This window comes from Salinibacterium sp. NG22 (genome assembly GCF_015864925.1).
In the GTDB taxonomy this organism is placed as follows: Bacteria; Actinomycetota; Actinomycetes; order Actinomycetales; family Microbacteriaceae; genus Rhodoglobus.
Genome location: NZ_JADYWG010000002.1, coordinates 331,077 through 353,693 on the forward strand (window position 1 = coordinate 331,077; position 22,617 = coordinate 353,693).

General features: G+C 61.1%; 15 protein-coding genes. 5 read left to right on the forward strand and 10 right to left on the reverse strand.

Features of this window, described 5'->3' with window-relative positions; translation table 11 throughout:
- Nucleotides 1-45: 45 nt before the first annotated feature.
- The 6 genes from prpB to I6E81_RS11200 form a co-directional block, all read right to left on the reverse strand.
- Nucleotides 46-951, reverse strand: coding sequence for a methylisocitrate lyase (prpB, locus tag I6E81_RS11175; RefSeq protein ID WP_197107657.1), 906 nt, complete (start codon nucleotides 949-951; stop codon nucleotides 46-48).
- Nucleotides 951-2,444 (reverse strand): MmgE/PrpD family protein, encoded by a 1,494-nt coding sequence (locus I6E81_RS11180; RefSeq protein WP_197107659.1) that lies wholly within the window; start codon nucleotides 2,442-2,444, stop codon nucleotides 951-953. The genes prpB and I6E81_RS11180 overlap by 1 nt, the downstream gene beginning before the upstream one ends.
- 11 nt (nucleotides 2,445-2,455) lie before the next feature.
- The gene (locus tag I6E81_RS11185) at nucleotides 2,456-3,127 is read right to left on the reverse strand and encodes a GntR family transcriptional regulator (RefSeq protein WP_197107661.1); all 672 of its coding nucleotides are present in this window, start codon (nucleotides 3,125-3,127) and stop codon (nucleotides 2,456-2,458) included.
- A gap of 180 nt (nucleotides 3,128-3,307) precedes the next feature.
- Entirely contained in the window at nucleotides 3,308-4,264 is a 957-nt protein-coding gene (locus I6E81_RS11190) for an NAD-dependent epimerase/dehydratase family protein (RefSeq protein ID WP_197107663.1), read from the reverse strand.
- Entirely contained in the window at nucleotides 4,261-5,220 is a 960-nt protein-coding gene (locus tag I6E81_RS11195) for a bile acid:sodium symporter family protein (protein ID WP_197107664.1), read from the reverse strand. Before I6E81_RS11195 ends, I6E81_RS11190 begins: the two co-directional genes overlap by 4 nt.
- Nucleotides 5,217-6,521: an NAD(P)/FAD-dependent oxidoreductase gene (locus tag I6E81_RS11200; protein WP_197107666.1), complete on the reverse strand. Its 1,305-nt coding sequence runs from the start codon at nucleotides 6,519-6,521 to the stop codon at nucleotides 5,217-5,219. Before I6E81_RS11200 ends, I6E81_RS11195 begins: the two co-directional genes overlap by 4 nt.
- Before the next feature lie 196 nt (nucleotides 6,522-6,717).
- On the opposite strand from I6E81_RS11200, the gene I6E81_RS11205 reads away from it, so the two are divergent.
- Together I6E81_RS11205 and I6E81_RS11210 are read left to right on the forward strand one after the other, a co-directional pair.
- Entirely contained in the window at nucleotides 6,718-9,030 is a 2,313-nt protein-coding gene (locus I6E81_RS11205; RefSeq protein WP_197107668.1) for a glycosyltransferase family 2 protein, read from the forward strand.
- A complete protein-coding gene (locus I6E81_RS11210; protein ID WP_197107670.1) occupies nucleotides 9,027-10,622 on the forward strand; it encodes a chitinase in 1,596 nt (531 codons plus the stop codon). Before I6E81_RS11205 ends, I6E81_RS11210 begins: the two co-directional genes overlap by 4 nt.
- 81 nt (nucleotides 10,623-10,703) lie before the next feature.
- Here the strand turns inward: I6E81_RS11210 and I6E81_RS11215 are convergent, their stop codons facing one another.
- Nucleotides 10,704-12,377: an ABC transporter ATP-binding protein gene (locus I6E81_RS11215; protein WP_197107672.1), complete on the reverse strand. Its 1,674-nt coding sequence runs from the start codon at nucleotides 12,375-12,377 to the stop codon at nucleotides 10,704-10,706.
- A 53-nt stretch (nucleotides 12,378-12,430) separates the two neighbouring features.
- Here I6E81_RS11215 and I6E81_RS11220 point away from each other — a divergent pair, with 53 nt between their 5' ends.
- On the forward strand, nucleotides 12,431-13,039 hold the full coding sequence (locus tag I6E81_RS11220) for a PH domain-containing protein (RefSeq protein ID WP_197107674.1): 609 nt from the start codon (nucleotides 12,431-12,433) through the stop codon (nucleotides 13,037-13,039).
- A gap of 11 nt (nucleotides 13,040-13,050) precedes the next feature.
- Here the strand turns inward: I6E81_RS11220 and I6E81_RS11225 are convergent, their stop codons facing one another.
- The 3 genes from I6E81_RS11225 to I6E81_RS11235 form a co-directional block, all read right to left on the reverse strand.
- Entirely contained in the window at nucleotides 13,051-14,169 is a 1,119-nt protein-coding gene (locus tag I6E81_RS11225) for an ABC transporter permease (protein ID WP_197107676.1), read from the reverse strand.
- 2 nt (nucleotides 14,170-14,171) lie between these two features.
- Entirely contained in the window at nucleotides 14,172-15,716 is a 1,545-nt protein-coding gene (locus I6E81_RS11230) for an ABC transporter permease (protein ID WP_197107678.1), read from the reverse strand.
- Nucleotides 15,717-15,839: 123 nt separating this feature from the next.
- Nucleotides 15,840-17,609, reverse strand: a complete 1,770-nt coding sequence (locus I6E81_RS11235; RefSeq protein WP_197107680.1) for an ABC transporter family substrate-binding protein — start codon at nucleotides 17,607-17,609, stop codon at nucleotides 15,840-15,842.
- A gap of 405 nt (nucleotides 17,610-18,014) precedes the next feature.
- On the opposite strand from I6E81_RS11235, the gene I6E81_RS11240 reads away from it, so the two are divergent.
- Both I6E81_RS11240 and hrpA read left to right on the forward strand, forming a co-directional pair.
- A complete protein-coding gene (locus tag I6E81_RS11240) occupies nucleotides 18,015-18,602 on the forward strand; it encodes an antibiotic biosynthesis monooxygenase (RefSeq protein WP_197107682.1) in 588 nt (195 codons plus the stop codon).
- Nucleotides 18,603-18,644: 42 nt separating this feature from the next.
- Nucleotides 18,645-22,592, forward strand: coding sequence for an ATP-dependent RNA helicase HrpA (gene hrpA, locus I6E81_RS11245; protein WP_197107691.1), 3,948 nt, complete (start codon nucleotides 18,645-18,647; stop codon nucleotides 22,590-22,592).
- Nucleotides 22,593-22,617 lie beyond the last annotated feature (25 nt).

A 22,617-nucleotide genomic window follows, 5' to 3' on the forward strand; every position in this document is an offset into this window, starting at 1 on the left:
GCTCCTCGGTGGTGTCTTTCGAGTTCAAGTTAATGAGTGCGTCGTTTAGTGGTGGTTGTCGAGCGTGAAGTTGAACACCGATGAATCGAAGGTGTTGTAGCTTTTGTAATCGAGCAGTTCATACAGGCGAGCCCTCGTCTGCATTTCGCCGACAACAGACTGCTGAGTGCCGTCGGCGTTGATTGCATCGAGAGTGCGCTCCGCAGCACCCATGGCACTACGCAACAGGGTTACGGGGTAAATAACAATGTTTACGCCGATATTGCCCAATTGGGTTGTCGTGAAAAGTTCGCTCTTACCAAACTCTGTCATGTTTGCGAGGATCGGAACGTCCACGGCGTTACGCATCGCCTCAAACTCGCTGAGGTCCTTCATCGCCTCAGGGAAGATCGCGTCGGCGCCCGCGTCAACAAGTTGCTTCGCGCGGTCCATCGCAACGTCCAGACCGTCAACGGCGCGGATGTCGGTGCGAGCCATGATCAGCAGGTTCGGGTCGCGACGGGCATCGACTGCGGCGCGGATGCGCTTGAGCGCAGTATCCGTGTCGACTACTGCTTTGCCGTCGAGGTGTCCGCAGCGCTTCGGGTTGACCTGGTCTTCGATGTGGAGCCCGGAGACACCCGCATCTTCGAGAGTCTGCACGGTGCGAGCCACGTTCATGGGTTCGCCAAAACCGGTGTCGGCGTCAACGAGTGACGGCAGGTCGGTCATCCGCGAGATCTGCTGTGAACGACCGGCCACCTCAGTGAGAGTCGTCAGGCCGATGTCGGGCAAGCCCAAATCGGCGCTGATGACAGCACCCGAAATGTAGACGCCGTCAAAGCCCTTGTCTTGAATGAGACGAGCGCTCAGCGGGTTGAACGCGCCGGGCACGCGCAGCAGTTCGCCGCTCGCAAGACGCTCGCGAAACTGGGCACGCTTGGTTGCTGGATCGGTTTGGGCGTACAACATTAGAAGATTCCTTTGGCGGTGATGGCGGGGAAGTTGCCGCGGACGGTCAACTCACCAAGTTCGGATGCCGAGAGTTGCGGCAGGCGCTGGGCGACGTCCAAGAAGCGTTCGATTTCGTCGCTCGCGAGCACACCATCCGCGAGGGTGCGGAACTTGTTGATGTACTGCTCACGGGCGAAGGGCCGAGCACCGAGCGGATGCGCGTCAGCGACGGCGATCTCTTCAACGATGCGGCTTCCGTCAGTCATTTCGATCTCTACGCGACCGCCGAATGCCTTCTCGGCGGGGTCGATCGAGTGGTAGCGACGCGTCCATTCGGCGTCCTCTTCGGTGGTCACACGCTTCCACAATGCGACCGTGTCTGCGCGGTTGGCGCGCTCGGGAGCGTAGCTGTTGACGTGGTGCCATGCCTGGTCCTGAAGCGCGACCGTGAAGATATACGGGATGGAGTGGTCGAGCGTTTCGCGGCTCGCGTTGGGGTCGTACTTTTGCGGGTCGTTCGCGCCCGAGCCGATCACATAGTGCGTGTGGTGGCTCGTGTGCAGCACGATGCGGTTGATGTTCTCTTCGACGAGTTCAGGATGCTCGCGCCCCAACTTGCGGGCGAGGTCGATCCACGCCTGTGCCTGGTACTCAGCCGAGTGCTCCTTTGTGTAGGAGTCGAGGATCGCGGTGCGGGCCTCCCCCAGCTCGGGCAGCGGAACCTCGTAGTGTGCGTCTGGACCGTCGAGCATCCACGCAATTACGCCGTCTTCGCCTTCATAAATCGGGGTGGGGCTGGTCTGGCCGCGCATGGCACGGTCGACGGCTTCGACGGCCATCTTGCCGGCGAAAGCGGGAGCGTGTGCCTTCCACGTGGAGATCTCGCCCTTGCGCGACTGGCGCGTGGCGGTGGTCGTGTGAAGCGCTTGGCCAACGGCCTGGAAGATTGTTTCGGTGTCGAGCCCGAGAAGAGTACCGATGCCGGCTGCCGCACTCGGGCCGAGGTGAGCAACGTGGTCAATCTTGTGCTTGTGCAGGCAGATCGCCTTCACGAGGTCGATCTGAATCTCGTAGCCCGTGACGATGCCGCGCAGCAGGTCGGCCCCCGTGCGACCGGTGTGCTGAGCAACAGCCAAGATCGGCGGGATGTTGTCGCCGGGGTGCGAGTAGTCGGCGGCCAAGAAGGTGTCGTGGTAGTCGAGCTCGCGAACGGCAACACCGTTAGCCCAGGCTGCCCACTCCGGGCTGACGCGAAGATCAGAACCGAACACAGTGGAGCCCGGCTCCGCGGGGTGACGCTCAGCTTGCGCTCGCGCTGACACCACCGGTGCACGAGTGAGGGATGCGGTGGCAACAGCAGCGTTGTCAATCACACGGTTGATGACCATGTCGGTCACGGCATCCGTCGGTTCAAGCTGTTCGGCTGCGATCGCCGCGATCTTGTGGGCAAGTTGGTCTTCGCGAGCGAGATTCTCGTCGCTGCGGTAGACGCGGAGAGCATGATTTTTCACGGTGGAGCCTTTCAATTGGCGGCGCGCAGAGGGGAATCTGCAGCCATGGCTAATGCGCTTGTGAGCGCGTGATGGAGATGAACATGAGTAGCGTGCGCGGCAAGTTCTTGGTCGCCGGCAACGATGGCCTGCACGATAAGGAGGTGCTCTTTGGCCGCGGCCGCTAGGCGCTCGGGGTTGTCTTTGGCGAGTCGACGCACGCGTACGAGGTGGGTGCGCAGTGAGTTGAGGGCACCCGTGAGGTAGTCGTTCTCCACGGCGTCATCGACGGCCGCATCAAAGCGACGCACGAGATCGAAGTAGGCGCTGCGGTCGCTGTCATCGCGCGCCAGCAGGTCAGGAACGGTTTCAAACTCCCGCTCGAGATCGGCGAAGGTGCTTCCCGTGTGGTGCAGCGCCGCCAGACGTACCGCTTTCACTTCGAGGGCCTTGCGCACATCAAAGAGTTCGCGGATGTTGTCGACCGATACATCGGTAACGACAAGGCCGCGACCAGACTGGCTCGACACCAGCCCATCCGTCATCAGTCGTGACAGCGCTTCTCGCAGCGGCGTGCGGGACACCCCAAGTCGCGCAGCCTGCTCGACCTCACCGAGAATCGTTCCGGGCGCCAGACGCCACTCGATGATGTCGTCGCGCAGAGCTTGATAGGCGCGGTCACTGGCGCGGATGGGTGTTGCCATGCGCACCTCCCAAGACCGTGAACTTCCCGTGGGGGCGAATTGCCACCCCGCTCGGGTTTGTATACAAGAACTTCAGTCTAGGCCTGATTCGGGAGAAATCAAGCCGAATTTTGGATGAACTGTATACAGACCTGAGGCGCGCCAGCTCTCTGGCCACTGGCCAACCGCTGGCAGCGGTTGCTAGCGCAGCGCCTTGGCCTCGAGATACGCACTAAAGGCTTCGCGGCTCGATTTGCGGGGCGTGAACCCGAACGTTGATTTGAGAGCGCCGTTGTCGAGCACCGGGCGATAGAGCAAGAAGTTCACCTGTGCTCGTTTATGCGGCGTGAGCTTCAGAGCATGCCCGACCGTCAAGACCACGCTGAAGAGCCACGGCGGGATGATAATCAATCGCTTGCCGAGCGCTGCCGCGATCTCGCGAACAGTCATCTTGCCATTTCCGGCCACATTGAAGATGCCGGCCGGCCCACCGCTTGCTGCGCGCACCATCACCTCAACGACGTCATCCACCCACACAAATACGAAGGGGCTGTCTGAGCCTGCAAGTTTGAGCACGCGACGTGTTTCCCACAACGCCGTGATCTGATTGTCGACTGCCGGGCCCAAAATGGTGCCGATGCGGAACACCGTCTGAGTGAGTTGCGGTGCTGTCTCGCGCAACTCAGCCAGCATCTCCTCGACCAGGCGCTTGTGCCGACTATAGGGAAAGTCGTCATTGCCGCGAAGCGGATCGCCCTCGGTAATCCATTCAGCGTTCTCGCGGTGATACCCATACGCTGCACCGCTGGATGACACAACGATGCGTGACACTCCCGCTTCTACGCAGGCATCGAAGACGGCGCGTGATCCCTCAACGTCCACCGCGAATTCTTGGCTAACCGTCGTGCTCTTGCCAGGGTTCACGATGGAAGCGAGATGCACCACCGTGTCGATGTGGTGGCGACGCAACAGAGCAGGAAGGCCGGCGGCATCCGTCACATCGAGACGTTCGTAGAGCACCCCTGGCAGCCGCACACCGGGGCCGGGAGTGCGAATATCAGCGCTCACGACACATTCAATGGCATCGGATGCAGCCAACCCGGCGACCACAGAGGTACCCAAGAATCCGGTGCCACCCGTCACAAGAACTCGACTCATGCGTGTGCCTCCGCGTCATTTGCGGGGTTACCGGAGATCGGCCCCGAACGGTCTGTGGCACCCCGAGCCTTACGGCGTCCCCACCAGGTCGCGAGTGCGAGTCCGGCGATGATGTCCCAGATACCCCACCATCCCGCAACAACGGCCATTCCGCCTAGTCCCCCAAAGAAGGCGAAGACAAGTCCTAGGCCGAGACCGGCGTTGCGGATTCCGACTTCGAACGTGACTGCTTTGGCTTCGTAGAGCGCGAGCCCACCGAGTCGCGCACTGGCGTAGCCGAGACCGAGCGCGACCGCATCGTGCAGGAACACCGCGAGCAGCACTACCCCTACATAGGCGATGAAGAACTGAAAGTTTCCGGCGAGCGCCGCGATGATGAATCCGAGGAGCGCAAGCAGACTGATCCATTTCACGGTGGGTTGCACCTTTTTGGCGAAGGCGGGCCAGCGGTTTTTGATGGCGAATCCCACGGCGAACGGCAGCCCGATGATGAGCACAATTTCGAGCAGCATCTGCCAGCCATTGATGCTGACGCTTTCCAGAATCGTGGATGCGGTGGGGTGCCAGCCGCCCCACAGCGACAAGTTCACGGGAAGCATGACGATGTAGATCACGTTGGTGACCGCCGTCATCGAGACCGAGAGAGCAACGTTGCCCCGCGCCCGATAGGTGAGCACTTGGGAAATGTTTCCCGGCGGACAACACGCAACCAAAATCATCCCGAGGGCAATCGACGGACCGACCTGCAGCAGCAGGGTAAGCCCAAAGGTCACAGCAGGCAGCAGCACAAGTTGAGCAACGAGCGAGATCGCGAATGCGCGGGGTGCTTTCAGAACTGCCCGAAAGTCTTCGAGACTCGTATCGAGTGCGATCCCGAACATGATGAGGCCGAGCACAATGCTGAGCGCGATGAGTGAACCCGGGCTGAAGTTGAGTTGCGCATCATCGATCGTCATGAATTGACCTTCCGGGTGAGCGTCTCAAGCAAGCGTCGAATGGTGCGCCGGTAGGCATCTTTGTTGACGTAGTACGACATGCGCTCGAGCGCCAAATATTTGTAGCCACCGGTGAGGTCGGGCCACGGTTCTTCGGCGGTCTCTCGAAAGTGGGCGGCGGCGCGCGGAGCGGTGTCTTGAGCTGCCAGATACGCCGCCAAGAGCTCCGCTTGTTCGTACCTTCCCTGCCAGCCGATACCGCTCGCTTCGATCATCCCCATCACGTAGAGACCATTGAAGCTGGGCGGGAAAATATTCAGATACAGCTCGGGCGCGTCGGAAGACCAATTAAGGTGCTCCCGCCCCACAAAGGGGTACGCGAGCGTGTAACCGGTAGCCAACACGATGAGGTCGTAGTCTGCCTCGGTGCCATCGCTAAAGTGCACGGTGTTGCCGTCGAAACGTTCGGGAGCAGGCACCACGCGCAGATCGCCCTGGCCGAGATGGGCAAGCACGAGAGTGTTCACGATCGGATGTGATTCGTAGATGCGGTAGTCCGGCTTCGGGAAACCAAATTTCACCGGGTCGCCCGTGAACGCGCGCAACACTCGCTTGTCGACAAATTGTTTGAGGCGGGCTGGCAGCGGGCGGCCCTGATTGAGGGTGTCCGCCGGTTTACCGAAGAGGTAGCGCGGAACAAAGTAGTAGCCCCGGCGCACACTCAGGTCGATGCTGTCGGCATGGTGCACGGCATCCACCGCAATATCGCAGCCGCTATTGCCGGCACCCACCACGAGAACCCGCTTGCCCGCAAACATCGTCGCCTTCTTGTACTGGCTCGAATGAATGATCTCACCAGCAAATTCACCGTCAAATTGCGGGATGCTGGGGCGGGCTAGCGTGCCGTTGGCGAGCACAACACCGTCGAAGCGTTCCGTTCGCGGCTCGTGCCCCGCGGTAGTGCTCGTGACGTTCCAGCCGTCATCATCGGTGGGTTCGAGGCGGTCGACGGTGGTGTTGAAGAGGAACTTCTCGCCCAGATCGAACCGATCGCTATAGGCCCGAAAGTACTTTTTGAGTTCGCGGTGGCTGGGGTAATCCGCCGTGGTCTGCATGGGCAGCTCGTGAAACTCGGTGGTGGTGCGCGACGAAATCAAGTGCGCCGACTCGTACATCGTGCTGCGCGGATTGTCGATATTCCAGAGGCCACCAACGTCATTAGCAGACTCAAAACCGACGAAATGGATGCCTGCCTTATCGAGAGCGCGGGCAGCGGCGAGTCCCGAAGGACCAGCGCCGATGATGGCGATGGTGCGAGGCATTCGTTCCTCCCGGGATGAACAACGATATTCACGGCGTTTCCGCAGCCTACTAGACCGTTTTTGGCGGGTAGACCAATTTGTCGAGGCGTAGCATTTTGTTGCAAGAACTAAACCCAGTGCGAATACTGGGCGTGCAGGATACCCGCCGGCATCTACCCGAAAGATGCCGATCTTGCACACAAGGGATCTAACCACTATGCCCGAAACTCCTACGGTTGCGCCTTCACGGCGTCGCCAGTGGGGCGCTGAGTCGCGCCTCGAACCGCTGCCCACTGTCCATCCCGCGCCGAGCGACCGCAAAATCGCGCTCGCTCGCCTCGCTATTGTCGCCACCGTTGTGTTTTGGCTGACCTACGTGATCTACACGATCGTTCGTCAGTTCATCAACAACGGCACCGAGAGTTTCCGTTTCACGACGGAGGCCATCTCCTACGTCATCGTGGTGACCTTCCTGACCTTCTCGGCGCTCATGTACTTGATCGCCCGTCACGGCGCCTTCCAACGCTTTCGCGCGCACGCTCGTGTGCCGCGGGCTGAACTCGACCGGCACTTTGCCGACAACCAGGGCTCCATCACCGTGTTGGTGCCCAGCTACAGCGAAGAGCCCGATGTTGTTCGTGCCACCCTCTGGTCGGCATGCCTTCAGGAGTACCCCAGCCTTCGCGTCGTGCTCCTGCTCGATGACCCGCCCTTTCCCGATGACCCGGATGCCGCAGCCCAGCTGTCGAAGTCACGCCAGCTCACCGAAGAGATTCAGCGTGAGCTTGCAGCGCCCCGCGCACGTTTCGCTGATGCTCTGTCGACCTTCGAATCACGACTGCGCCAACAACGCCCGATGGGCATCGCTGAGCTCGAGGATCTTGCCGGTCAGTACCAGTGGGCATCCGCGTGGCTCGAGAACAAGGCAGACAACGAGCAGCGCATCGACCACGTTGATGAGTTCTTTGTCACGCAGGTCCTTCAGGGCTTGGCTGGCGAACTGCAACTGACGGCCGACGCGTTGGGCGCAGCGCTCGACGAGCGCATGGTTCCGCCAGCAACTCGACTGCACGAGCTCTACCGCCGTCTCGCGCGCACTTTCGATGCTGAGCTGTCGACCTTCGAGCGCAAGTTGTACGCCTCCGTTTCTCACGAAGCGAACAAGGCGATGAACCTCAACGCCTACATCGGCCTGATGGGTGGCAACTACCGCCCCGAAGAAACTCCCGACGGCACGGTGCTTCGGCCCGTAAGCCACGCCGGAGCCGGCGACCTCTCTATTCCCGATTCGGAATACCTCCTCACCCTCGATGCCGACTCGCTCCTGCTGCGCGACTACTGCCTGCGCCTCGTCTACCTTCTCGAGCAAAAAGACAACGCTCGCGTTGCCGTGACGCAGACTCCGTACTCATCGTTCCGCGGTGCTAGCACGCGCATCGAACGCCTCGCTGGGGCCACCACCGACCTGCAGCACATCCTGCACCAGGGCAAGTCGTACTACGGCGCCACCTTCTGGGTGGGCGCCAACGCCGTCATCCGCAAGGCTGCTCTGGATGACATTGTCGAGACCGAAACCGAGGGCGGCTTCACCGTCAAAAGGTACGTTCAAGACCGCACGGTTATCGAAGACACCGAATCGAGCATCGACCTCGGCACCCACGGTTGGACGCTCGTCAACTACCCCGAGCGCCTGAGCTACAGCGCCACCCCGCCCGACTTCGGATCCTTGGTTGTTCAGCGCCGACGCTGGGCCAACGGTGGTCTCTTGATCATGCCGAAGCTCATGCGCCAGATGCGTGAACGTCGGGCCCGTGGCGAAACGGTGCCGTGGACCGAGTTCTTCCTGCGCGTGAACTACATGACGTCGATTACGTGGGCCAGCTTCGGCCTCGTCTTCCTCCTCGCCTACCCGTACGACAGCCGGCTGCTGAGCCCGGTGGTTCTGCTGGCGGCGGTTCCGTACTTCTTGGCAATGGGAAGCGACCTGCGCTACAGCGGCTACAAGTTCAGCGACATCTTCCGCATCTACGGCTTCAACCTGATCCTTCTTCCGGTGAACTTGGCCGGCGTGCTGAAGTCGCTTGAGCAGGCCATCACGAGCAAGAAGATTCCGTTCGCTCGCACCCCCAAGGTGCGCAACCGCACGGCAACCCCGCTGCTGTATGTGATTGCACCGCTGATCATCATTGGGTTCTCCGCCTTCACCTTCTGGCGCGACCTCAATGCCGGCAACTGGGGCAACGCCGCTTTCGCAGCGTTCAACACGATCCTCGCTGGGCTCGCACTCGTCTCCTACATCGGCATCTGGAATGCGATCGTCGACATCTGGATCGGTGTCACTAGTCCTCTGTTCGTCGAACGCAAACCCAAAAAGCAGAAGGCGGAACCCGAGCCGGAGTCGACCACGCTCGACTGGCGTTCGATCCTCTACTACGGGGATGACAGCGGATCGCACCGCAAGGTGCGCGACTCCATTGTCTTCGCCGAGATGCTCCCCCCTATTGATGAAACCAGAGAGGTCCGATCATGAGTTCAGCTACCCGTCGTCTTTCCTTCTGGCGACTCGTTATTGCAGCGATTGTGGCTGTCGCCGTTGCTGCTGGCGGCCTGTTCGCCTATCAAGCTTGGGCTTCCACCCAAGCGGCACCAGCCCCCGACCCGTGGTTCGCCGCCTATGTGGATGTCACGGCAACGCCAAGTTACGAGTTCGAGTCCGCTGTGAACGACAGCGGAAAAGAGGTCATGCTGTCGTTCATCGTCGCTGCGACCGATGATGCCTGCACTCCCACCTGGGGCACCGCCTACACAATGGATGAGGCAGCAGTATCGCTCGACCTCGATCGCCGCATCGCACGCTTGCAACAGCAGGGTGGGGATGTCGGGGTATCGTTCGGCGGCCTGCTGAACGACGAGCTCGCAACATCCTGCACCGATCACGACAGTCTCGTTGAGGCCTACAGCTCGGTGATTGACCGCTACGCCTCCACCACGATCGACCTCGACATTGAGGGCGAGAACCTCAGCGATACCGCTGCCGGTGAACGTCGCGCCGCCGCTATTGCTGACCTGCAGCAGTCGCGCCGCGCTGCTGGCGACGACCTCGCTGTATGGCTCACGCTGCCCGCTGCCACCTTCGGCCTCACCGAAGATGGCACCACAGCAGTCACGCAAATGTTGGATGCCGGAGTAGACGTCTCTGGCGTCAACATCATGACGATGAACTTTGGTCAGAGCATGACCGACGACGAAACCAGCGGGGATGCCTCCATTCGCGCCCTTCAGGAGACTCACCGCCAACTCGGCATTCTCTATGACCAAGCGGGAATCGAACTGACGGATGCCACCCTCTGGACGAAGCTCGGCGCAACCCCGATGATCGGCCAGAACGACAACGAAGACGAAGTCTTCACGATGGACGACGCCACGACCCTCAACCAATTCACAACCGAGCAAGGAATCGGGCGCATGTCGATGTGGTCGCTCAACCGCGACACGACCTGTGGCCCGAACTATGCCGATGTCACTCGTGTTTCCGATGCGTGCAGTGGTGTGGATCAGGGCGACCTCTTCTTCGCTGATGTGCTGGCAGAGAACTTCGAGGGCGAGCTCGCCAGTTCGGCCAAGACCATCACTACTCAAGAACCGTCTGATCCTGCAGACCTCGCCGACGACCCGGCAACCAGCCCCTACGCAATTTGGGACGAAGACGCCAGCTACCTCGCGGGCACCAAGGTCGTGTTGCACCGCAACGTGTACCAGGCCAAGTGGTGGACTCGCGGAGATGTTCCCGATAACCCAGTACTCAACTCGTGGGAGACGCCGTGGACGCTTGTCGGCCCGGTTCTTGAGGGCGAGACCCCGGTCGAGGTTCCGACCGTACCTGACGGCACCTACCCCAACTGGGATGGCACGTCAGTGTACGAAGAAGAGGATCGCGTTCTCTTCGACGGTGTTCCCTACGAAGCCAAATGGTGGACTCAGGGTGACAGCCCCGCAGCGTTCTCCTCTGATCCAGATGGATCACCGTGGATTCCGCTCACCTCTGAAGAAGTCAAAGCCATCGCCGACAGCAGCACGATTGACGAGTCGACGACACTAGCTCCAGCCAGCACGGAACGCTAGATTTCCCGTTCTTTGCCCGGTTGGTCACGGGAGGCAGGCGGCGGGAATCGGGTTCCCGCCGTCTGCTGAGTTTCCGTTCCGCTAGGAGAAAAGGCCTTCGCGCTCGGCACGGCGGCGACGCTGTTCTTCCGGATCCGGTAGCGGCACGGCCGCAATGAGACGCTGGGTGTATTCCTCTTTCGGACTACGCAGCACTTGATCGCGCGTTCCCTGCTCCACGATCTTGCCGCGGTGCATCACTGCGATGCGGTCGGCCAGAATATCGATCACCGCCAAGTCGTGGGTCACGAACAGGCACGCGAATCCGAGTTCTTTCTGCAGTTCTTGAAAGAGCTCAAGCACCTTCGCTTGCACCGACACGTCGAGCGCCGACGTTGGCTCATCGGCCACAAGCAGTTTGGGGCTGAGCGCCAGAGCGCGCGCGATGCCGACACGTTGGCGCTGACCGCCCGACAGTTCGTGCGGGTACCGGTTACGCATGTGAGAGGAAAGCTGCACTCGGTCGAGCAGAAGACTCACGCGGGCTTCTTCGTCTTTGCGACTGAAACCGCCACCGAGACGCATCGGTTCTCCGATACTCTCGCCAATCGGCATCCGGGGGTTCAACGACGAACCCGGGTCTTGAAAGACGATGCCGATATCGCGACGAACCGCGCGGAGTTTGGCCTTGTTGATGCCCACCATGTTGGTGCCGACGATGTCGAGCGTGCCCTCTACCGCGGGGAGCAGGCCAACAACGGCACGACCGATCGTGGTCTTGCCCGAGCCAGACTCCCCCACAAGGCCGAGCACTTCACCCTGACGAATCGTGAGGTTGATGTTATCGGCGGCGCGGAACGCGGGAACCCGACCCCGCTTGGGGTATTCAATGGCGACGTTAGTCATCGTCACGACGACTTCACGATCATCCTTCGAGGCGGATGCTTCGCCAGCTTCACCGAGGTGAGGCACGGCCGCGAGCAGAGCCTGAGTGTACGGATGCGTGGCGCCGGCGAACAGCGAATCTGCTGTTCCGGTCTCCACAACTTCGCCATCCTTCATCACCATCACGCGGTCGGCGAGGTCTGCGACAACGCCCATATCGTGAGTGATGAGGATGATCGCGCTGTCGAGCTTGGAACGCAAGTGGTGCAGCAGTTCCAAGATTTCGGCCTGCACGGTCACGTCGAGAGCCGTCGTCGGCTCGTCGGCGATGAGCACCCGGGGGTCGCACGAGATGGATTGCGCGATCATGGCGCGTTGGCGCTGCCCTCCCGACAACTGGTGCGGGTACGAGTCGAACGCCTTCTGCGGGTCGGGAAGCTCCACCATCGCCAGCAGTTCGAGGGCGCGCTTCTTGGCATCCACCCGCAACATGCCGGCGTTGTGCACTTGAAGCGCCTCAACGATCTGGAAGCCGATGGTGTACACCGGGTTGAGCGCCGTCATGGGCTCTTGGAAGATCACAGCGATGCCGGCACCGCGCAGCTGACGCAGTCGGTGGAGGGAGGCTCCGACGAGTTCTTCACCGGCGAGCTTCACACTGCCCGAGATACGGCCGTTCTCGGGCAGAAGCCCAAGCAGTCCCATAGCGCTCGTGCTCTTGCCCGAACCTGACTCGCCCACAATGGCGAGAACGTCGCCGCCGTGCAGCGTGTAGCTGACGTTCTTGGCCGCGGTGACCCACTCGCCTTCGACCCAGAAGTCGACGCCAAGGTCAGTGACCTCGATCGCGGGAACCTTTGCGGTTGCCTCAGTAGTAGCTGATTCAGTCATCAGGAGTCTCGCCTTTCACCCTGGATGCGTGGCTCTCGTGGGAACATGGTTCCGTGTCGCCAAACTTCACCCTGCACTCGCGATTCGGGCGCGTACTTTCGATTGTTGTTATTGCTGCCTTTGCAGCGGGACTCGTTGTCACGGCTGTTCAAGGCCGGTGGCTGGATGCCCTGCAAGTCGCCCCCGTTTTCGGACTGCTCAGCGTGCTCACGTGGGCCATGTTCTGGCGCCCCCAGGTGCGCGTGACCGCTGCCGGCGTGACCTTGCATAACGTGCTGCGCACCATTGAGGTCGCGTGGCCCGAGATCCGCCGCATCGACACCAAATACGCTCTCACTCTGGAAACCGCGCACGGCAAAGCCACGGCGTGGGCCGCGCCCGCTCCGGGCCGCCATGCGGTCTTCAGCGCCGTGCGCCAAGACGGCAAGAACCTGCCCGAATCGAGCTACCTTGCGGGCACGGTGCGACCCGGCGACCTCATCACGTCGGATTCCGGTCAGGCCGCGTTCGTTATCCGCACGCACTGGGAGCAATTGCGCGATGCCGGTCACTTGGATGCCGCCACGAGCGAGTTCACCAAGCTGCGAGTCACGTGGCACTGGCGCACCATCGCGGCTCTCATTGCGCTGACGCTGCTCAGCATGCTCACGTCGTTCAACTAGCTGCGACGCCATCACTTGTTCGACGTCCTGTCGCCGGGACGTGCTCCGGGAATGTAGGCCTTGAAGAAGCTGCCGACCTCGGAACCCAGGCTGCGCTGACGCGGCACGCGCTTCTGGCGGGGGTCGAACGCATCGCGCAGACCATCACCGATGAAGTTGATGCACAGCGCAATGACCACGATGAACAGACCTGGCCACCAGAACAGCCACGGGCGCGTCTTAAACGCTTCGTTGTATTGGCTGATGATTTGACCGAGTGAAATGTCGGGATCAGTGATGCCGAAGCCGAGGAAGCTCAGCGAGGTCTCGAGCAAAATCACGGCGCTCATGAGCAGCGTCGCACTCACGACGATCACGCCGACGGTGTTGGGCAGGATGTGGCGGAAAATGATGCGGAAGTCGCTGGCGCCAGCCACCCGGGCTGCATCCACGAACTCTCGCTCGCGCAGGCTCAGGAACTCGGCACGCACGAGTCGCGCCATTCCGGTCCAGGCGATGAGCCCGATCATGACGGCCAGCAGGAACGCGTCGCCACCGATCGTCTGGCCGAGAACGGCACCGAGGATGAGCAGCGGCACGATGATGATCACGTCAGTGATGCGCATGATTACTTGGTCGACCCACCCGCGGTAGTACCCGGCGAGAGCACCGAGAACGACGCCGATAACGGTCGAGATGATTCCCACGATGAAGACAACGTTGAGCGACTGTTGCATGCCGCGCATCACGCGAGCAAAGACGTCTTTACCGGTGTTGTCTTGCCCGAAGGGGTGCTCGCCGAAGCTGAACGGCCACCACGTAAAGGTCGGGGCACCACCGGGGAGCATGATGTCGTAACGCTCCCACCAGGTGTAGCCCCACCAACCGGGGATGCGGAATCCATCGACGATGAGTCGCGTGCCGGAGGGGTCGGGTGTGAGCTTGCCGGTACCGCCGATGACGGTGCCCACCGAGGTGAAGGCGAGCAGCACGAGGAAGAGCAACACGAAGACCGAGACAACGGCGCCGCGGTGCTGCAAGAAGCGGCGGCGCACGATCGCGCCCTGGCTGAGCCCTACTGTTGCGCGCTGTTCAATGCTGAGTTCTTGGCCTACCGACTGTTCGTCGGCGACGGGCTTCTTGTCGGTCATGATCAGCTCACCCGAATTCTGGGGTCAAGGGCCGAGTACAAGAGGTCGGCAATAACGTTGAAGATAACGGCGAGGATGCCGGTGACGAGGAAGAATCCCATTACCAAGTTCACGTCGATGCGGTGCAGCCCCTCGTTGAAGAGGGAGCCCATCGCCTGCCAGGCGAAGACTCTTTCTGTGATCACGGCACCACCGATCACCGCCCCGAAGTCGAGCGCGATGATGGTCGCGATCGGGATCATGGCGTTGCGGAACGCGTGACGCATCACCACGGTGCGTTCGCCGAGTCCCTTGGCGCGAGCAGTGCGCACGTAGTCCTGGTTCATCACGTCGAGCAGACTGGCGCGAGCGTAGCGTGTGTAGGCCGCGAGAGAGATGATCATGAGCGCGATCGTGGGCAGCAACATGTGGGTCAGTGAGTCGAGCATGTTCAGCCAGGTGTCATCCACTCGACGGATGGCGGGAGTCGAGGCACCGATCGTCGCGATCACACCATTGCTGAGCGGGATGCGCGCAACGTACTCATCCCAGCGGATGAACATCTGGTCGAGCACGAGTGGGAGCACGCCCAATCCGCCAACGATGGCGGCGGTGCGAGCAACGACAGCCTTGCCATCGCCACCGACGAAGAAGCCGACGAGGAGGCCGAGCCCCACCAAGATGGCGAGAACGAGCAGCACCGTCCACGGGCTGTTGACGTAGTAGAAAAGAAACTGGAACGGCCAGCTCAAGACGACCGTCAGCACCACGATGATTCCGACCGCGAGCAGAGCACGACGGTTCTGGAATCCGGTGGAAGTGAAGAGCACAACCGCACCCGTCGCCACTGACATCAGAGCGATTCCGACAAAGCCAATCGAGGGGCTTTCGAACCAGCGCGTGACATCGAGAAGGATGAGCAGCGCGGCCACACCGCCGCCGACGCTCACGAAAGAAATAACACGAGTTCGCAGTTCGCCGCCGACAACTGAAGAGGCAACGAAGCCCATCACGATGCCAATGATGAGAATCGACCACCACGGTATGACGGGGTCGCCGAGGAACGAGTTGAACTGAATGGCACCGAACTCTTTGAGGAGCACCGCGACCCAGAAAATGGGGAGCGAGTAAAAGACGAAGGTGAGGAACGTGACGACGTAGTCGTAACCGCTGTACTGGCGAAGCGCGGTGGTCATTCCAATGGCGACACCGATGACGATCGCGAGGATCGTTGCGGCTAGCACCAGTTGAAGCGTGGAGCCGAGTGCTCCACCGATGGCTTCGATCACGGGCTGCTGGCCTCGCGCGACTGAGATACCAAGGTCGCACTGGCCGATAAAGCAGGCCCCGACTCCTCCGAGCCAGAAGAAGTAGCGAATCACGGGTGGCTGATCGAGATTGAGCAGCCCACTCAAGTACGCGATTTGATCTTGAGCGCTGGGATCTCGACTGCCTCGAAGTTCTCGAAGCGGATCACCGGAATTGGCGGTTAGTACATAGACGATAAATGAGGCCACAAGCAGAACAAGAAGAGTGGCCACAAGGCGCCTGGCGACAAAGGTCAGCACCGGAGATCCTCATTTCGGGGGCATGCAAAACAGAACAAAAACAGTGCCGCTGAACGGCATAACGACGTGCACGCAAGTGGGCCGGACTGGGAGTCCGGCCCACTCGTGAGCGCTACCGAGAAATTACTCGGAGTCGGTCGGTGCCCACTCCCAGAAGTTCCAGAAGTAGGTCGGCGACAGTGGACTCGGGTCCACGTTCGTTACTGAGTTGTTCCAGACGGTGATTCCGGGGAACTGGAAGAGAGTGACGCCGTACGCGTCTTCCCAGACCAGCTTCTCGACCTCAACCTGGATCTCGGTCTGAACCGCAGGGTCCAGCTCGGTCTCGAGGTCCTTGAGGAGTCCGTCTACCTCGGTGTTGGAGTATCCACCGAAGTTGCTGGGCTGGCCGGTACCGAGGTACTGGTCAGAACCGGTGAGCGCGAGGCTCGTTGACTGCCATGCGAAGATAACCGCGTCGTGCGGGTTGACCGGCAGTGCTTCCTTGTCGGTGAATGCCCAAGTGGGCTCCGAGTCGTCAACAACCGTGAAGCCGGCAAGAGCAGCCGACTGCTGGATGAACTCGAACTCTGATGCACGACGGACGTTGCCCTCGGGGTACCAGAACTTGACCTCAACTGGAGTGGTCACTCCGGCATCAGCGAGCAGCTTCTTGGCGCCATCGATGTCGACCTCGGCGTAGCCAGCCGAACCGTTGCTCGAAGCAATATCGTCGTAGCCGGGAGCACCAGGGATCTGGAGTACCGAGTCACGCAGAGTGGCGTTTTCGTTCAGCGGCACGATCAGCTTGTCGAGGATCTCCTGACGAGGAATGACCTTCAGGAATGCCTGGCGAACTGCCTTGGCGGTGTCTTCGTCTCCACCATAGGTGGCGGCGTCGAACGGACCACCGTTGTTGAACGTGAGGTCAACGTGCTCGTAAGTCGCTTCATCCGCGGTTACGTAGTCAGCGTTGTCGAGTCCCTTGACGAGCTCGAGCACGTCGGGAGTCGGCTGGCCGGCTGCGATCTGAACGTCACCGTTCTCGATGGCCTGAACCTGAGCGGTCGAGTCCTCGATCTGGCGAACGATGATGCGTTCGTACTTAGGCGACGGGCCCCAGGTGTAGAGCGGGTTGGCCTTGAGCGCAACGTACTCGTTTTCTACGAGTTCATCGAGAACGTAGGCACCGCTCGAGAGAGCAACAAGGTCGCTGTCGGGAGTGCTCGGCGCCTGGTAGGCGTCGTTCCATGCCTTGGCTACCGGGGTGAGCCATTCGACGTCGTCGTTCTGAACTGCCTCGACGAACATCGCCTTTGCTTCCTCGGGATCAGTGATCTCGGGGTAAGCAAGCGACACGACACCGTGAGCGGCAACACCCATGTCGAACTGGATCTCCCAGTCAACGTAGGCCTTGTCGTACACGATCGTGATGCTCTTGTCGTCGATCTCCGGCAGAGCCGAAGCAAGGTCACCACGCGGGTTGGCGTGGGTGAAGAGCGGAGCGCCTTCAGCATCCTCAACACCGGCGAAGATTGTGGTCCACGCGAGCAGCAAGTCAGCGGAGTCGATGGGGGTTCCATCAGACCAGGTGACGTTGTCGTTGAGGGTGTACTTAACCGTCAGAGGGTCATCGCTCGTCTTTTCGAACGAGCCGAAGTCGGTGTTACGCACGAGAGCTGGCTCGCTGTTGTAGTACAGGAACGTTGAGTTCATCATGTACAGCACAACGTTGTTCGCTGTGTTGTTACCTGCTGCACTGCTTCCGTTGAAGTTGTCAATCAAGTCATTCCACGCCACCGTGATCTCGGTGTCGGCAATTACTTCTGACTCATACGGCGGAGTACACCCTGTTAGGGCGAGGGCTCCAGCCGCGAGCACAGCTATGGCAGCTGAGACGCGCTTCTTCTTCATCTTTCCTCCAGTAGAAAGGTGGTCGAAGGGACGGTGTAGACCAATCCCATGGCCGCCATTACACCGTATTGCTGAACGTCAGGGCAATAGAAACTGACGATTCGCACAATTCGCAACAAGAACGACACAATCCTGCGCGGATTCCTGTGTCTACCCCACAGTGGGGGTGATGCGCGGATGAGCGGAGGGTGAGAGGGCACAGCATTTGTGGCCTCCACGGGGGTGCGCCAAAGGGCCCGCCACACACACGTTCGAGAATTGGCCTACCGCGCGACTGAACGCTATGACACAAGAAATTTACACACCAGCACAGCAAGAGCACACGGCATCCAACCTAGACTTGAACCCAGCTAAGCCCACACCGGCTGTCACTGTTGCCGCTGGACAACAGAAAGGAGTGCGCTGATGCCTGCAGAAAACGCCCCGATCACCATTTCGATCGAACGCACCGTTGACCCCGCCCGTATCGCGCAAGCCACTGCCTGGATGCAAACCGGTATCAACCTCGCCACCACCTACCCCGGCTTTCTCGGCTCCGGCTGGGTACGCGCCGGCACCGACAGCACTACGTGGCACATGCTTTACCGATTCGCGGATGACGCAGCACTCTTGCACTGGGAACAATCCCCCGAACGTGCGTGGTGGCTGCAGAGCGGCAGCCCGTTCATGAGCCAGCACCGCAGCGAGCGCCGCACCGGCATCGAAGGCTGGTTCGATGAACCGACCGAGGTCACCGTCGAGCACGCGGGAGCCACCCCTGCGGTTTCCGCCGCACCACCCCGCTGGAAACAAGCCGTGACCATTTGGCTCGGCTTCTTCCCCCTCAACCTCGCATTCACCTACCTCGTGACCCTGCTCGTGCCCGGCTGGGATACGCTGCCGATCCTCGCGCGAGTGCTCCTCACCACGCTGTTCCTCACGCCGATCATGACCTACGTGTTGCTGCCCGGAGTAACCCGGATGCTGCGGCGCTGGTTGTCACCGACGAAGTAACGGCGCGGCCAGTATGGCGCACAGCGCGTAAGCTGAAGGGCTATGTCTGCCTCCGAAGTTCACTCCGCCAGCACCGCGACTGTCGCGAGCGCTGACATCGTGGTGACCTTCCCACCCGAGCTGCCCGTCAGCCAGCGCAAAGACGACATCGCGAAGGCCATTCGCGAGAACCAAGTCGTGATCATCGCGGGAGCGACCGGTAGCGGAAAAACCACCCAGCTGCCCAAGATCTTGCTCGAATTGGGCAAGACATCCATTGGGCACACGCAGCCACGAAGGATTGCCGCGCGCACCGTTGCTGAGCGCATTGCCGAAGAACTCGGTAGCGAACTCGGTGACCTCGTGGGCTACCAAGTGCGATTCACCGATCGTGTGGGCAAAAACACGCGCGTGAAGCTCATGACCGACGGCATCCTGCTGAATGAGATTCACCGCGACCGGGACCTCAAGAAGTACGACGCGATCATCATCGACGAGGCCCACGAACGCAGCCTCACCGTCGACTTCTTGCTCGGCTATCTCAAGCAGCTGCGGGCCCGCCGCCCCGATCTCAGCATCATCATCACGAGTGCCACAATCGACCCCGAAAGCTTCTCGAAACACTTCGATGGCGCGCCCATCATTGAAGTCTCTGGCCGCACCTTTCCCGTCGAGATTCGGTACCGTCCCCTCGTTGCCGAAGAAAGCACTGGCGACGATCTCGAAGCGGAGGATGCCGAAGAAGCGGCCGCGAACCGCACCGACCGCGATTATCTCGAAGGCATCAACGACGCCCTCGACGAGCTCTCTCGCGAGAGCGACGGCGACGTGCTCGTGTTCCTCTCCGGCGAAACCGAAATTCGGGATGCCGAAGAATCCATCCGCGCACGCATCAGCGCCGGCAAGCTCTCCGAGGGCACCGAAGTGCTCCCCCTCTACGGCCGACTGAGCTCCGCCGAGCAGCACCGGGTGTTCGAGTCGCGCCGTACGCCAGGCACGCGACGCCGCATCGTGCTCGCCACGAACGTTGCCGAAACCAGCCTGACCGTGCCTGGCATCCGCTACGTCATCGATGCCGGAACCGCGCGTATCAGCCGGTACAGCACGCGCGCGAAGATTCAGCGTCTGCCGATCGAAGCCATCAGCCAGGCCAGCGCCAACCAGCGCTCGGGCCGTTCCGGACGAACGAGTGACGGAATCGCGATCCGCCTCTACTCCGAAGAAGACTTCAACGCACGCCCCGAGTTCATGGAACCCGAGATTCTGCGCACCAACCTTGCGGCGGTCATCCTGCAGATGATCTCTCTCGGCCTCGGCAACATCGCCGAATTCCCGTTCTTGCAGCCGCCAGATTCTCGCGGCATCAAAGACGGTCTCGACCTGCTCACCGAACTCGGTGCCGTCGAGAACACCGCTGCGCTCCGCAGCACCAAAACCTCATCGAGCGTTACCGGCCCACGCTCAGCCGGCGGAAAAGAACCGAAAGATGCCGCCCCGCGCATCACCCGCATCGGCAAGCAGCTCAGCCAGTTGCCGATCGACCCCCGGCTCGCGCGCATGGTGCTCGAATCGAAGCAGCACAGCACGACCCGCGAAGTCATGGCGATTGTTGCCGGTCTCAGCATCCAAGACCCGCGCGAGCGTCCACTCGATAAGCGCCCGCAAGCCGACCAGCAGCACGCGCGCTTCATCGACCCCACCAGCGACTTTCTCACCATGCTCAACCTCTGGAACTACCTCGAAGAGAAACAGAAAGAACTCTCGGGCAACCAGTTTCGACGTATGTGCAAAAACGAATATCTCAACTATTTGCGCGTGCGCGAATGGCACGATGTTTACCGCCAGTTGAGCCGGATGGCCAAACCGCTCGGTCTCGTGATCGGTGACGCGCACTCGAATCCCGACGGCATCCATCGCTCACTGTTGGCCGGCTTGCTCAGCCACATTGGCCTCAAGGATGTCGCCAAGCGCGACTACATCGGCGCCCGTCAGACTCGGTTTGTTATCTTCCCCGGCTCAGCACTGGCCAAGAAACAGCCCAATGCGATCATGAGCGCTGAGCTCGTGGAAACGAGCAGGCTTTTCGCACGGATGAATGCGTCAATCGATCCGGTGTGGGCTGAGAAGCTTGCCGGCGATCTCGTGAAGCGCAGCTATTCGGAACCGCACTGGGAGAAGAAGCAAGGCGCCGCCGTCGCGTTCGAGCGCGTGACGCTCTATGGCGTCACGCTCGCCGCTCGCCGCCGCATCCAGTTTTCGCGCGTTGATTTGCCTGCCGCCCGCGAACTCTTCATTCGCCATGCCCTTGTTGAGGGCGAAGACGACCTGACGAAACGCGACAAGCGCGTGTGGGGCTTCGACGCCTCCAACCGCGCACTGCGGCGTGACCTCGAGCAGCTCGAAGAGCGCAGCCGTCGCCGCGATATCTTGCACGACGACGAAACCATTTTCGAGTTCTACGACAAGCGTGTGCCCGCCACCGTGGCCTCCGTGCGCGACTTCGAAGGCTGGTGGAAGAAAGCTCGTCACGACTCCCCCGACCTGCTGACGCTCACGACCAACGACCTGCTCGAGAATGCGGATGACGCCGAAGTCGACGAGACCGCTTTCCCGACCACATGGGTGCGCGGCGATCAAACGCTGAGCCTGACGTACCGCTTCGAGCCCGGCACCGACGATGACGGAGTAACCGTCGCTGTGCCGCTGCCCCTACTCGCCGGACTTCGCCCCGAAGGCTTCGACTGGCAAGTGCCTGGGCTGCGCGAAGAACTCGTGACCGCGCTCATCAAGGCCCTGCCGAAGCCCATTCGCCGCAACGTCGTCCCCGCCGCTGACTGGGCTCGCCGCTTGCTCGAAAACGCTCCCGACGATCCCGCCGCCGCCGCCCTCGACGAGGGCCCAGGCGTGACCGAATATCTGGCCAAAGAAATCGCGAGACTGACCTACGTCAAGGTCGCGGCATCCGACTTCGAACTCGACCGCGTTCCCGCCCACTTGAAGGTCACCTTCGCCGTGATCAACGAGCGCGGCAAAAAAGTCGGCGCCAACAAGTCACTGCGCAGCCTGCAAGCGAGCCTCAAGCCGGTCGCCCGCGAGAGTGTTGCCCGGGCTGTCGAAGGCGCCGCTCAGCGGTCGCCGGAACGCTCCGCAGACACCCTCGAACGCTCCGGAATCACAACCTGGGATTTCGGCGAACTCGATCGCTCCCGCGACACCAAGCACGGCGGCAACACCATCCGCGCCTACCCCGCACTCGTAGATGACGGCGACTCGGTGTCCATTCGCCTCATGTCGACTCCCTACGATCAGGCCATCGCGCACCAGAGCGGTGTGCGTCGCCTGCTGTTGCTGGCGATTCCCTCGCCGCTCGGCTACATCAACGAACATCTCACGGGCACTGAAAAGCTGGTGCTCGCCCAGAGCCCGTATCGCTCCACGAATGCGCTCTTTGACGATTGTTTGCGCGCGTGCGTTGACTCCGTGATGGGCGATCGCGACATCTTCTCGCAGAGCGAATTCGAAGCGCTGCGGAACGAGATTTCGGCAGGGCTTGTCGACTCGCTGTTTGCGACCGTCTCGCTCGTGGCATCCATTGTTTCAGGCGTTCGACTGGCCGATAAGGCGATCCGTGCCGCAACAAGCATGCACCTGATTGCACCACTCGGAGATGCGCGCGAACAGCTCGATGCGCTCGTCTTCCCCGGCTTCGTGTCGGCGACAGGGCTCATCCAGTTGCGCCGGCTCCCGGTCTATCTGAAGGGCATCGAGCATCGGGTTGCAAAGCTCACGGAGAACCCCGGTCGCGACCGCGGGTGGATGTCCGAAGTCGAATTAGCGACCCGACGCTACAAGGACGCGGGCGGCACTCTGCCGCTAGAGCAGCATCCCGAACCGCAGATCGTGCGCGCCCGGTGGATGCTCGAAGAACTGCGGTTGAGCCTCTTTGCACAACACTTAGGAACCGCCGAATCGGTGAGCCTGCAGCGCATAGCCAAAGTGCTCGCTTCCTAAACCCTGTTATTCAGCGCCCCGTCAC

Excerpts from the sequence above, each read along its gene's own strand:
- prpB (WP_197107657.1), bottom strand. The coding sequence starts at position 951 with ATGTTGTACGCCCAAACCGATCCAGCAACCAAGCGTGCCCAGTTTCGC.
- I6E81_RS11185 (WP_197107661.1), bottom strand. The coding sequence starts at position 3,127 with ATGGCAACACCCATCCGCGCCAGTGACCGCGCCTATCAAGCTCTGCGC.
- I6E81_RS11190 (WP_197107663.1), bottom strand. The coding sequence starts at position 4,264 with ATGAGTCGAGTTCTTGTGACGGGTGGCACCGGATTCTTGGGTACCTCT.
- I6E81_RS11195 (WP_197107664.1), bottom strand. The coding sequence starts at position 5,220 with ATGACGATCGATGATGCGCAACTCAACTTCAGCCCGGGTTCACTCATC.
- I6E81_RS11200 (WP_197107666.1), bottom strand. The coding sequence starts at position 6,521 with ATGCCTCGCACCATCGCCATCATCGGCGCTGGTCCTTCGGGACTCGCC.
- I6E81_RS11205 (WP_197107668.1), top strand. The coding sequence starts at position 6,718 with ATGCCCGAAACTCCTACGGTTGCGCCTTCACGGCGTCGCCAGTGGGGC.
- I6E81_RS11210 (WP_197107670.1), top strand. The coding sequence starts at position 9,027 with ATGAGTTCAGCTACCCGTCGTCTTTCCTTCTGGCGACTCGTTATTGCA.
- I6E81_RS11215 (WP_197107672.1), bottom strand. The coding sequence starts at position 12,377 with ATGACTGAATCAGCTACTACTGAGGCAACCGCAAAGGTTCCCGCGATC.
- I6E81_RS11225 (WP_197107676.1), bottom strand. The coding sequence starts at position 14,169 with ATGACCGACAAGAAGCCCGTCGCCGACGAACAGTCGGTAGGCCAAGAA.
- I6E81_RS11235 (WP_197107680.1), bottom strand. The coding sequence starts at position 17,609 with ATGAAGAAGAAGCGCGTCTCAGCTGCCATAGCTGTGCTCGCGGCTGGA.
- I6E81_RS11240 (WP_197107682.1), top strand. The coding sequence starts at position 18,015 with ATGCCTGCAGAAAACGCCCCGATCACCATTTCGATCGAACGCACCGTT.
- hrpA (WP_197107691.1), top strand. The coding sequence starts at position 18,645 with ATGTCTGCCTCCGAAGTTCACTCCGCCAGCACCGCGACTGTCGCGAGC.